The organism is Nonomuraea sp. NPDC003707, assembly GCF_053587055.1.
In genome coordinates, this window is sequence record NZ_JBSFNK010000011.1 from 218,418 (window position 1) to 230,187 (window position 11,770).

The following is an 11,770-nucleotide window of genomic DNA, read 5'->3' on the forward strand; positions in this document are numbered from 1 at the left end:
TGCCTCCTTCTCCCGGATCCTCCTACTGTGCGCCTACCAGCGATCGACGTGAAGCACTTCGTCGAGCGACTGCCGCTTCGCCGGGGCGAACGTCTCGCCGAGGAAGTAGGCGGTCGGGATGAGCACGCCCTGGCGGACGTCGCCGGGGATGCCGAGCAGCTCGGCGATCTCGCTCTCGTACGCCAGGTGCAGCGTCGTCCACGCCGTGCCCAGCCCGCGGGCGCGGGCGGCCAGCATGTAGCTCCACGCGGCGGGCAGCAGCGACCCCCACAGCCCGGCCTGGTTCCCCTGGGGCAGCCCGTCGCCCGACACCGTGATGCACCCGATCACCAGCACGGGCACGTCCCCCATGTGCTCGGCCAGGTACAGCGAGCTGTCACCAACCCGCCGCTGCTGCGCCGCCCGGACCGGGTCGTCCTGGAACAGCGCCCGCGCGGAGGAGCCGGACTCGAAGTACGCCTGGTGCGAACGCTCGTAGTAGCCGCCGATCGCCTTGCGCAGCTCGGGATCGGTCACCACCATCCAGTGCCACCCCTGCCGGTTGCCGCCGCTGGGCGCCTGGAGCGCGACCTCGAGGCACTCGCGCACGAGCTCCAGGGGGACGGGGCGGGTGAGGTCGAGACGCTTGCGCACGCTGCGCGTGGTGGTGAGCAGCTCGTCCGGGCTCAGTTCGATCGTCATACGGCCATCATGCCCCCCGCGATCACGGTTTCCCCGCGGCTCCCAGCGAGAAGGACTAACACATGTCCCAAACCAGACCCCCCAGTCCAGCCGAGGAGACCAGCGGCGCCGACGAGCCGAGTCTGAAGCAGGTGATGGGCCCCGGCCTGTTGCTGCTGTTCATCGTCGGCGACATTCTCGGCACCGGGATCTACGCGCTGACCGGCGAGATCGCCGGCGAGGTGGGTGGCGCCGCCTGGCTGCCGTTCGCCATCGCCTTCGCCGTCGCGTTGATCACCGCGTGCTCGTACCTGGAGCTGGTGACGAAATACCCGCAGGCCGCGGGAGCCGCGCTGTACGTGCACAAGGCCTTCGGCAAGCACCTCCTGACCTTCCTGGTGTGCTTCGCGGTGATGTGCTCCGGCATCACCTCTGCCTCGGCGGCGTCCCGGGCCTTCGCCGCCAACCTCGCCACCGGCTTCGGCCTGGACGTCGGCAACGGCGTCATCCTGCTGATCGCGCTGGCGTTCATGCTCCTGGTCCTGGCCGTCAACCTCCGCGGCGTCGGCGAGAGCGTCAAGATCAACGTCCTGCTCACCGCGGTCGAGCTCTCGGGTCTGCTGATCGTCATCCTGGTCAGCCTGTACTTCATCCTCGGCGGGAACGCCGACTTCTCCCGCGTCGTCACCTTCGAGACCGCCTCAGACAAGAGCGTGTTCCTGGCGGTCAGCACGGCCACGTCGCTGGCCTTCTTCGCCATGGTCGGGTTCGAGGACTCGGTCAACATGGCGGAGGAGACCAAGAATCCGGCCCGGATCTTCCCTCGCATGATGTTCACCGGGCTCGGGATCACCGGGTTGATCTACGTGCTCGTGTCCATCTGCGCCGTCGCCGTGGTCCCCGTCGGACAGCTCTCCGAGAGCGAGACCCCGCTCGCGACGGTGGTGCAGACCGCGGCCCCCGGCTTCCCGATCTCCGATCTGCTGCCGTTCATCTCGATGTTCGCCGTGGCGAACTCCGCGTTGATCAACATGCTGATGGCCAGCCGGCTGCTCTACGGCATGGGCAAGCAGGGCGTGCTGCCGCCCTTCCTGGCCAAGGTGCACCCGGGGCGGCGCACACCGCAGGCGGCGATCGTGTTCACCACCGTGATCGCCCTCGGGCTGATCACGTTCGTCTCGCTGAGTCCCGACAGCCCGGTCGTGTCGTTGCTGGGCGGGACGACCTCGCTGCTCCTGCTGGCGGTCTTCGCGCTGGTCAACGTGTCCGTTCTCGTCCTGCGCAGGGAACACGCGGCGACCGAGCACTTCAGCGCGGGGCGCGTCCTGCCCGTGGTGGGCGCGATCACGTGCGTGTACCTGGTCCTGCCGTGGTCCTCCGGACGTCCCTCCGGCCAGTACGAGATCGCGGGCGTGCTGCTCGCGCTCGGCCTGGTCCTCTGGGTGCTCACCTGGTACGCCCGCAGGAAGGAGAACGCGAACGCCGGCTGACCGGGCCGCCCGGCACGCGCCCGGCGGCTCACCGGATCAGGCCGACTCGCGGATCACCAGCTCCGTGGGCAGTACCACGGGATCCACGTGCTCGGCGCCGTCGATGAGCGCGAGCAGCAGGCGTACGGTCTCCTGCGCCACCTCCGCCAGCGGCTGGCGGATCGTGGTCAGCGGCGGGTGCGTCGAGAGGGCCACCGACGAGTCGTCGAAGCCGCCCACCGCCACGTCGTCCGGCACCCGGCGGCCCGCCGCCCGCAGGGCGGCCAGGGCGCCGGCGGCCATCAGGTCGGAGGCCACGAAGACGGCGTCGATGTCGGGGGTGCGGGCCAGCAGCTCGGTCATCGCCCGCTCGCCGCTGGCCTGCGTCCAGTCCCCGTGCGCGATCAGCTTCTTCGTCGCCTTGCGGCCCAGCACGTCGGCGAAGCCCTCCAGGCGCTGGATGCCGCCGGGGGTGTCCATCGGGCCGGTGATCATGGCGATGCGCCTGCGGCCCTGGTTCACGAAGTATTCGGTCATCTGGCGGCCGCCCAGGCGCTCGTCGGCGGCGGCGTACGGGATGACGCCCTCGCTGCCGATGACGGCGCCGCAGGAGACAGCGGGCGGACCCGAACGCAGCGCGTCGATGAACGGGTCGCCGGCGTGCGTCGACATCAGCAGCACCCCGTCGGCGTGGCCGCCCCGGACGTAGCGGACCACCCGCTCGCGGTCGCCCTCGTCGCCGGCCAGCATCATCACCAGCGACAGGTCCCGCTCGGCCAGCATCCTGATGGCGACCCGGATGGTCGTGCTGTAGTTGGGGTCCTCGAACAGCTTCTCGTGCGGCTCCGACAGCACCATCACGATCGATCCGGTGCGCTGGGTGACGAGGCTGCGGGCGGCCCGGTTGACCACGTAGCCGGTCTCCGAGATGGCCCGCTCGATGGCCACGCGTGCCGCCGGGCTGACGTACTTGTCGCCGTTGAGCAGCCGGGACACCGTGCCGCGGGACACTCCCGCGGCGGCGGCGACGTCATGGATCGTAGGGCGCTTCATTTCACGGCTCCGGAGGACAGGTCGGTCTTCCAGTATCGCTGCATCGTAGGGCGCTTCATTTCACGGCTCCGGAGGACAGGTCGGTCTTCCAGTATCGCTGCATCGTGAGGAAGAGCGCGATCAAGGGGACGAGCGACAGGAAGGCCCCGGTGAGGATCAGGTTGTAGAGCGAGGGCTGGTTCGCCCCCGACTCCAGCAGCGTGAACAGGCCCACCGTGAGCGGGAACTTGCCGTCGTCGCCGAGCATGATGAACGGCAGCAGGAAGTTGTTCCAGATGGCCACGAACTGGAACAGGAAGATCGTCACCATGCCCGGCACCATCAGCGGCAGGGCCACCCGGTACATCAGCCGCCACTCGGTGGCCCCGTCGATCCGTCCCGCCTCCAGCAGCGAGTCGGGGATGGCCGCCGTGGCGTAGATGCGGGCCAGATAGATGCTGTACGGGTGCAGGATCTGCGGCAGCAGGACGGCCCAGTAGGTGTCGGCCAGCCCGACCTTGGAGAACAGCAGGTACTGCGGGATCGCCAGCACCACGGCCGGCACGAGGATGCCGCCGATGAGCAGGTTGAAGATGAGGTCGCGGCCGGGGAAGCGGAACTTCGCCAGCGCGTACCCCGAGATCGCCGAGACCGCGGTCGAGAGCAGCGCGCCGCCGCCCGCGTACAGCAGCGTGTTGGCCGCCCACAGCCAGAACACCCCGTCCCGGTAGGCGAACAGCTCGGTCACGTTGTCGGCGAACCCGGTCCCGAAGGCCAGCGTCGAGGTGGTGAACAGCTCGCCCGGCGACTTGGTCGCCGCGATCAACACCCAGAGCACCGGGAACAGGCAGTAGATCGCGCCGAGCAGGAGCAGCCCGGTCGGGGCCACCCCCCACGGCGTGCGCGCGACCGTCGCGCGGTGTGTCGTGGCCATCAGCCCTCCCCGAAGGCGCGGTTGCGGACCACGCGCAGGAACCCGAACGACATGACGAGCGAGATCGCCGCGATGACGATCGAGGTGGCGGCTGCCGAGTACAGGTCGCCGGTGACGAAGGCGTCGCGGTAGACCTTCATGAGCGGGCTCCACGTGGAGCTGATCGTGTTGGTCAGCGGCCGCAGCGCGGTGGGCTCGGTGAACACCTGGATGGTCGCGATGATCGAGAAGACGGTGGTCAGGATGATCGCCGGGGTGAGGATCGGGATCTTCACCCGCAGGGCGATCTGGAGCTCGGACGCGCCGTCCAGCCGCGCGGCCTCGTACAGGTCGCGCGGGATCGCCCGGAGCGTGGTGTAGAGCACGAGCATGTTGAAGCCGGTCCCGCCCCACACCGCCACGTTCGCCATGGAGAACGTGACGGTGCTCGCGCCGAGGAAGTCGATGTCCAGGACGTCCCTGATGGGGCTGAGCGAGGGCAGGTAGAGGAAGCCCCACAGCAGCGTGGCGGCCACGCCCGGCACCGCGTACGGCAGGAAGATCGCGATCCGCGAGAACCGGGCCAGCCGTACCCGCGCCGAGTCCAGCAGCAGCGCGAACAGCAGGGCCAGCCCCAGCATCACGACCAGCACCAGCGCGCCGTAGCCGAGCACGCGCAGCCAGCCGTGCCACAGCTCGGAGTCGGACAGGGCGGCGGAGAAGTTGTCGAAGCCGACGAAGATCTCCTTCCGCGCGCCCCTGCCCAGCCCGAGCCCGGACACCTTGGTACGGCGCGTCGCCAGCCAGACGGTGTACCCGATGGGGACCGCGAGGAAGAGCGTGAACAGCACGATCGCGGGGGTCAGGAACAGGTACGGCCACGCCCCCCTCCCGGACTTCTTCATGAGGCGATCTGGAATCCGGACTTGCGCATGTCGGCGACGGTCGCGTCCTGCATGCCCTGGATCGCGTCGGAGAACGATGACTTGTTCTGCACGGCCTTGTCGAAGTTGTCCTTGAAGGCGTTGTACGTCACGCCGACGTTCGGGCCGAAGGTGAAGCCGCGGGCGACGGCGGAGACGGCGGCGGCCTGCTGCCAGAAGTCGGGCTGGTTGGAGAAGTAGTCGGGCGCCTGGCCGAGCGACGACTGGGCCTTGGTGGCGGCCGGGTAGATGGCGGCCTCCTTGACCAGCAGGTCCAGGGCTGCGGGGTCGGTGTTCATCCAGGTGGCGAACTGGGCGGCGGCGTCCCTGTTCGGTGTCTTGGCGGACACAGCCGTGGACGAACCGCCCCAGAAGCCGCTGAAGTTCTCGCCCGCGTTCCACTGCGGCAGCGGCGCGGCGGCCCACTTGCCCTTGGCCTTGGGCGCGTTGCTCGCCAGCACGCCCGGCGCCCAGACCGCCGACGGCCAGGTCAGCAGCTTGCCGTCGTTGAGCGCCTTGTTCCACTCGGGGGTGAAGAACGGCATGTCGTCGATGACGCCCTCCTTGACCAGGCCGCCCCAGTAGTCGGCGACCTTCTTGGTGGGCTCGTCGGCGATGCCGACCTTCCAGGACTCGCCGCTGATCGACCACCACTGGGCCCCGGCCTGCTGGGCCAGGCCCGTGAACGCTCCCGGATCCTTGCTGGAGAACGTGCCCAGGTACACCTTCGGGTCCTTCCTGTGCACGGTGCGCGCGGCGTCGGCGTACTCCTGCCAGGTCTTGGGGACCGCGATGCCGTACTTGTCGAAAAGGTCCTTGCGGTAGAAGAGCATCATCGGGCCGCTGTCCTGCGGGATCCCGTACACGCCCTCCGTGCCGAGCGTGACCAGGCCCCACAGACCCTCGGCGAACTCGCCCTTGATCGAGGCCGTCTCGGCCTTGATGTCGGCCACCGCGTCGGCGGCGACGAACGAGGGAAGGTGCTGGTACTCGGCCTGCACCAGGTCCGGCGGGTTGCCGGCCTTGGCCGCGGTGAGGAACTTGGCGGCCGCGTCGTCACCGCCCGCCTGCTTGCTGACCGTGACCTGGATGTCCGGGTGCGACTGGTTCCAGACGGCGGCGATCTTGTCCATGTTGGGGGCCCAGGTCCAGTACGTCAGCTTGACCGGTCCCTTGGCGGCGGCCGTGGGGCTCTGCGCCGCCTCGGTGCTTCGGGCGGGTTCGCTGGACCCGCAGCTCGCGAGAGCAGCCGTGAGCACGACGGCCAGGGCGGCTCCGAGGCGGTTGGCGCGCATGCGTACCTCCAGAAAGTTCTGTGAACGTGCACAGAGTGAAACAGGCGCGAAACGCCAGTCAAGGGGTCGTTATGCTCTCGTTAATCAGCCATTATCGGGATAAGTCAGGGCGGCTGTTCCCGGGGAGACCGGGTGGGCGCTACTGTGCACGTTCACAGAAGAGCTTCTCTAGGGGGATGGATGTATCCGGAGCGTCCTGCCGGCATCGCCTTTGGCGGCGACTACAACCCGGAGCAGTGGCCACGCGAGATCCTGGAGGAGGACGTGGCCCTGATGCGCGAGGCCGGGGTCAACCTGGTCAGCCTGGGCCTGTTCTCGTGGGCGCTGATGGAGCCCGCGGAGGGGCGCTACGAGTTCGGCTGGCTGGACGAGATCGTCGACCGGCTGCACGAGGCGGGGGTCGCCGTCGACCTGGCCACGCCGACCGCCGCCCCGCCCGCCTGGTTCATCCGGAAATATCCGGACGTGCTGCCGGTGACCAGGGAGGGGACGCGGATCGGGTTCGGCGGCAGGCAGAGCGCCTGCTCCAGCGCCCCGGCCTTCCGCGAGGCGACCGTGCGGCTGGTGCGCGCGCTGGCCGAGCACTACCGCGGGCACCCGGCCGTGGTCATGTGGCACGTGCACAACGAGTACGGGGCGCCGCTCGGCGAGTGCTACTGCGAGCACAGCGTGGCGGCCTGGCACGGCTGGCTGAAAGCCACCTACCGGGATGTTTCCGCATTGAACGAGGCCTGGGGCGCCACGTTCTGGGGCCAGACGTACACCGACTGGGCGGAGATCGACGCCCCCCGGTTCAACCACACGGTCGTCAACCCGGCCCAGCGCCTCGACTACGCCCGCTTCAGCGACGGCCAGCACCGCGAGCACTACGCGCTCCAGCGCGACATCCTGCACGAGCTCACCCCCGGCATCCCCGTGACCACGAACTTCGCCGGCACCGTGAACTGCAAGTCCACCGACCTGTGGCAGTGGGCCCGCGAGCTGGACGTGGTCGCCAACGACCACTACCTGCGGGCCGAGCGGCCGGACAACCACATCGACCTGGCCATGTCCGCCGACCTGGCCCGCTCGGTGGCGGGCGGCGCGCCGTGGATGCTCATGGAGCACTCGGCTGGGGCGGTCAACTGGCAGCCGCGCAACATCGCCAAGCGCCCCGGCGAGATGCGCCGCAACAGCCTGGCGCATGTGGCCCGCGGCTCGGACAGCGTGCTGTTCTTCCAGTTCAGGGCCTCGAGGTTCGGGGCCGAGAAGTTCCACTCGGGGATGGTGCCGCACGCGGGGACCGGCTCCGAGCAGTGGCGCGAGGTGGTCCGGCTGGGCGCCGACCTGCGCGGGCTGGCCGGGCTGCGGGGCAGCCGGGTGCCGGCCGAGGTGGCGGTGGTCTGGGACTGGGAGTCGTACTGGGCGCTGGAGCTGGACTGGCGGCCGTCGGTGGACCTGACGTTCAGGGAGCGGATGGACGCCTTCTACGAGGCGCTGTGGCGGGAGCACGTCACGGTGGACTTCGTCCACCCTTCCGCCGATATTTCGGGATATCGGCTGGTGGTGGCGCCCAGCTCGTACCTGCTGACCGAGGCGTCCGCCAAGAACCTCCACCGGTACGTGGAGGCGGGCGGCAACCTGCTCGTCTCCTACTTCTCCGGCATCGTGGACGAGCACGACACCATCCACCCGGGTGCCCACCCCGGCGCGCTGCGCGAGCTCCTGGGCCTGTCGATCGAGGAGTTCCACCCGCTGCGCGAGCACGAGACGGTGACGCTGGCGGGCGGCGGCACGGCCCGGATCTGGTCCGAGCGGATCCACCCGGCGGGCGCGGTCGCCGTACGCGACTTCGCCACCGGACCCGACGCGGGACACCCCGCCGTCACCCGCCACGACCTGGGCGCCGGATCCGCCTGGTACCTCGCCACCGCACCCGCCACCGGCTTGCGCGAGCTCCTCGGCCAGGTGCTCGACCACGCGGACGTGTCCCGGCCGCGCGGCCTCCCCGACACCCTCGAACTCGTCCGCCGGGGCGGCCACGTCTTCCTGATCAACCACGGCGACGAGCCCGTGACGGTCGAGGGGGTGTCCGGGACCAGCGTGTTCGACGGCGTACGGCACGAAGGATCGGTCACCGTCGCGCCCGGCGCGGTCACGGTCATCGCCACCACCCCCTAGGGAGACCTCGATGAAACGCATCCTGACCACGCTCCTGTTAGTGCTCGCGTCCCTGACCGTCGCGCACCCGGCCCAGGCGGGGGTGCTGCGGATCAGGGGCGCGGACGTCTCCAGCCTCGCCAAGTCGGAGGCGTACGGCGGCGTCTACCGCGACGCCCGCGGCCGCGAGGGCGACGCGCTGCGCATCCTGTCGGACGCCGGGCTCAACTACATCCGGCTCAAGGTCTGGGTGAACCCGGCCGACGGCTACAACACCAAGGCGCGGATCCTCCCGGTCGCCAAGCGGGCCAAGGCGCAGGGCATGAAGCTCCTGGTGGACTTCCACTACTCCGACACCTGGGCTGACCCGGGCAAGCAGTTCAAGCCCGCCGCCTGGGAGTCGCTCACGCTCGACCGGCTCGCGCAGGCCGTGTACGACCACACGTACGACGTGCTCGCCGCCCTGCGCCGCCAGGGCACGACGGCGGACATGGTGCAGGTGGGCAACGAGATCAACGGCGGCCTGCTCTGGCCGGACGGCTCCAACGCCGACTGGCCGAGCACCGCCTGCCTGCTGAACGCCGGGTACGACGCGGTCAAGCGGGTCTCGCGCGCGACCAAGGTCGTGCTGCACCTGGCGAACGGGGGCGACAACGGGCTGTACCGGTGGTGGTTCGACAACGCCGCCGCCCACGGCATCCGGTACGACGTGATCGGGCTGTCGTACTACCCGTACTGGCACGGGACCCTGGAGACGTTCCAGGCCAACATCAACGACGTGGCCACCCGTTACGGGCGGCCGGTGGTCGTGGTGGAGACGGCGTACCCGTTCACGACGGAGGACGACGACGGCTGGCCGAACATCATCGTCTCGTCGGAGCCGTACCCCGGCTACCCGGCGACCCCGCAGGGCCAGGCCGCGATGCTGGCCAAGGTCGCCGACATCGTCCGGCAGGTCCCGGACGGGCTGGGCCTCGGCCTGTTCACCTGGGAGGCGACCTGGACCGGCGTCAAGGGCAACGGCTGGGACCCGGCGGACCCGTCGTCGGGCAACGGCTGGGAGAACCAGGCCCTGTTCGACTACGCCGACCGCGCCCTGCCCGCCATGCGCGTCCTCGGCCACGCCTGACTTCCCGCACGCACCCGTCCCCGGAGCTGCCGAGCCGAGCCTGACACGGAATCCTGACCGGCATTTACCGAAATTGCGGAAATCTGGCTTACCGCGACACTATGATCGCTTTACGCCACCTCCGCACCACGGTGCGTACCCGAAGGAGCCCCATGGTCGACCGCCGGCCGGAGCGCGCGCCGCGCGGAATCGACACCTCCAGGCCCAACGTCTCCCGTGTCTACGACTTCATGCTCGGCGGCAAGGACAACTACGAGGCCGACCGCGAGATGGCGCTGCGGACGCTGGAGATCGTCCCGGACGCGCCGGAGGCGGCGCGGGCGAACCGGGAGTTCCTCGGGCGGGTGGTCAGGTTCCTGGCGGCACAGGCCGGGCTGCGCCAGTTCCTGGACCTCGGCTCCGGGCTGCCCACGCGGGACAACGTCCACCAGATCGCCCAGTCGGCCGCCCCCGGCAGCCGGGTCGTCTACGTCGACCACGACCCGATCGTGCTCGTCCACGGCCGCGCGCTGCTGGCCGTGAACGACGACACCACGGTCGTCGAGGCCGATGTCAGGGACCCGGACGCGGTCCTCGACGACCCGGAGACCAGGCGCCTCATCGACTTCGGCGAGCCGGTGGGGCTGCTGATGTTCGGCATCCTGCATCACCTGGCCGACCACGAGGACCCGGCCGGGATCGCCGCCCGCCTGATGGCCCGCCTTCCGGCCGGCAGCCACCTGGCCGTCTCCCACTTCTACGACCCGGGCACGGAGCACCCCGAGGCGTCCGCCCAGGCGTACGGCGCCGAGAAGCTGTTCAACGAGACCCTGGGCACCGGCCGGTGGCGCACCCGTGAGGAGATCCTCGCCTGCTTCGACGGCCTGGAGCTGCTGGAGCCCGGGCTCGTGCCGCTGCCGGAATGGCGGCCCGCCTCCGGCGACCTCGCCTGGCCCGGCCTGTCCCGTCACACGCTGGCCGGCGCCGTCGCGCGCAAGCCCCGATGAGGGATTACAGCGCGCCCGCGTACACCCAGCGACCCTCGAAACGGACGAACCTGCTGTTCTCCTCCATCTCCCCCGGATTGCCGCGTTCGACGTAGTGGGCGCGGAAGCGCACCGTGCCCTCGGTGTGGACGACGCTGCCGCCGGTCGTCTCCAGCACCTCCAGCCGCACCCAGCGCGTCTTCCTGTCGAGGTCGAGCCGGGCCGGGCGGGCGGACGGATGCCAGGTGCGCAGCAGGTAGGCGGCGTCTCCCACGCCGAACGCGCTGTATCTGGACCGCATGAGCTGCTCGGCGGTGGCGGCCGCCGCCTCGCCCCGATGGAGCCTGCCGCAGCAGTCCTGGTAGGAGGCGGGCAGGCCGCACGGGCATGTACGAGGCATGACCCCTATTGTGCCGGGACCGGCAGCCGGGTCGTGAGCTCGGTCAGCGTGGGGCCGAGCGGGGCGTCCAGGGTGAGCGAGGCGTCGGCGTCGCCGCCGGTCTCCCCCTGGTTGACGATGGCGATGGGGATGCCGAGCGAGGCGGCCTTGGTGACGAACCGCAGCCCCGACCTGACCGTCAACGACGACCCCAGCACCAGCAGCAGGCTCGCGCCCGCCACCAGGGCGAAGCATTCGTCCACGCGGGGCCGGGGAACGTTCTCGCCGAAGAACACCACGTCGGGCTTGAGCACCCCGCCGCACGCCACGCAGTCGACCATCTGGAACCCGGTGACCTGCGCGTCGGTGAGCACGGCGTCGCCGTCGGGGTTGATCCGGGCGGCGGCGGCCTCCCAGGCGGGGTTGGCGGCCCGCAGCCGCCGCTCCAGCTCGGCGCGGGGCGTGCGCTCGCGGCACGACAGGCACACCACCCGGTCGAGCCCGCCGTGCAGCTCGATCACCCGCCGCGCCCCGGCGGCCTGGTGCAGGCCGTCGACGTTCTGGGTGACGATGCCGGCGAGCAGCCCGCGCCGCTCCAGCTCGGCCACCGCCTGATGGCCGGCGTTGGGCCGGGCCTGGCCGATCTCCCGCCAGCCGACGTGGCTGCGCGCCCAGTATCGCTGCCGCGCCTGCGCGCTGCCGACGAAGCGCTGGTATGTCATCGGCTCCGCGCGCCGGGCCCGGCCGGTCGGCCCCCGGTAGTCGGGGATGCCGGACTCGGTCGACAGGCCCGCTCCGCTGAGCACCGCCACGCCTCCGCCCGCGACCAGCTCGGCCAGTCGTGTCACTGTCACACCCTCCATGGT

The 11,770-nt window shown here is 70.3% G+C and carries 11 protein-coding genes; 4 read left to right on the plus strand and 7 right to left on the minus strand.

The genetic code is table 11. The features are described from left to right. Positions 1 to 33: 33 nt before the first annotated feature. On the minus strand, positions 34 to 681 hold the full coding sequence (locus ACWDRB_RS28875) for a nitroreductase family protein (protein WP_449898765.1): 648 nt from the start codon (positions 679 to 681) through the stop codon (positions 34 to 36). A gap of 62 nt (positions 682 to 743) precedes the next feature. Here ACWDRB_RS28875 and ACWDRB_RS28880 point away from each other — a divergent pair, with 62 nt between their 5' ends. Further along, positions 744 to 2,150, plus strand: a complete 1,407-nt coding sequence (locus ACWDRB_RS28880) for an APC family permease (protein WP_449898768.1) — start codon at positions 744 to 746, stop codon at positions 2,148 to 2,150. A gap of 36 nt (positions 2,151 to 2,186) precedes the next feature. Here the strand turns inward: ACWDRB_RS28880 and ACWDRB_RS28885 are convergent, their stop codons facing one another. Genes ACWDRB_RS28885 through ACWDRB_RS28900 form a run of 4 tightly spaced genes read right to left on the minus strand, consistent with a single transcriptional unit; the run spans position 2,187 to position 6,292 of the window. Further along, on the minus strand, positions 2,187 to 3,182 hold the full coding sequence (locus tag ACWDRB_RS28885; protein ID WP_350735203.1) for a LacI family DNA-binding transcriptional regulator: 996 nt from the start codon (positions 3,180 to 3,182) through the stop codon (positions 2,187 to 2,189). Between the two features lie 55 nt (positions 3,183 to 3,237). Next, positions 3,238 to 4,095, minus strand: a complete 858-nt coding sequence (locus tag ACWDRB_RS28890; RefSeq protein WP_350735199.1) for a carbohydrate ABC transporter permease — start codon at positions 4,093 to 4,095, stop codon at positions 3,238 to 3,240. After that, complete coding sequence (locus ACWDRB_RS28895) at positions 4,095 to 4,979, minus strand: carbohydrate ABC transporter permease (protein WP_449898773.1); 885 nt, start codon at positions 4,977 to 4,979, stop codon at positions 4,095 to 4,097. The genes ACWDRB_RS28890 and ACWDRB_RS28895 overlap by 1 nt, the downstream gene beginning before the upstream one ends. Further along, positions 4,976 to 6,292 carry an ABC transporter substrate-binding protein gene (locus ACWDRB_RS28900; RefSeq protein ID WP_449898775.1) on the minus strand — a complete coding sequence of 439 codons (1,317 nt, stop codon included), beginning with the start codon at positions 6,290 to 6,292 and terminating at the stop codon, positions 4,976 to 4,978. The genes ACWDRB_RS28895 and ACWDRB_RS28900 overlap by 4 nt, the downstream gene beginning before the upstream one ends. A gap of 180 nt (positions 6,293 to 6,472) precedes the next feature. Here ACWDRB_RS28900 and ACWDRB_RS28905 point away from each other — a divergent pair, with 180 nt between their 5' ends. From ACWDRB_RS28905 to ACWDRB_RS28915, 3 genes are all read left to right on the plus strand, one after another. Next, entirely contained in the window at positions 6,473 to 8,452 is a 1,980-nt protein-coding gene (locus tag ACWDRB_RS28905; RefSeq protein WP_449898778.1) for a beta-galactosidase, read from the plus strand. Between the two features lie 10 nt (positions 8,453 to 8,462). Next, complete coding sequence (locus tag ACWDRB_RS28910) at positions 8,463 to 9,560, plus strand: glycoside hydrolase family 53 protein (protein ID WP_449898781.1); 1,098 nt, start codon at positions 8,463 to 8,465, stop codon at positions 9,558 to 9,560. Positions 9,561 to 9,712: 152 nt separating this feature from the next. Further along, positions 9,713 to 10,546: an SAM-dependent methyltransferase gene (locus ACWDRB_RS28915; protein ID WP_449898783.1), complete on the plus strand. Its 834-nt coding sequence runs from the start codon at positions 9,713 to 9,715 to the stop codon at positions 10,544 to 10,546. A 4-nt stretch (positions 10,547 to 10,550) separates the two neighbouring features. On the opposite strand, the gene ACWDRB_RS28920 is transcribed toward ACWDRB_RS28915, so the two are convergent. Together ACWDRB_RS28920 and ACWDRB_RS28925 are read right to left on the minus strand one after the other, a co-directional pair. Then, positions 10,551 to 10,925: a YchJ family protein gene (locus tag ACWDRB_RS28920; RefSeq protein ID WP_350735188.1), complete on the minus strand. Its 375-nt coding sequence runs from the start codon at positions 10,923 to 10,925 to the stop codon at positions 10,551 to 10,553. Between the two features lie 5 nt (positions 10,926 to 10,930). Further along, positions 10,931 to 11,767, minus strand: a complete 837-nt coding sequence (locus ACWDRB_RS28925) for an NAD-dependent protein deacetylase (protein ID WP_449898787.1) — start codon at positions 11,765 to 11,767, stop codon at positions 10,931 to 10,933. Between the last annotated feature and the right edge of the window lie 3 nt (positions 11,768 to 11,770).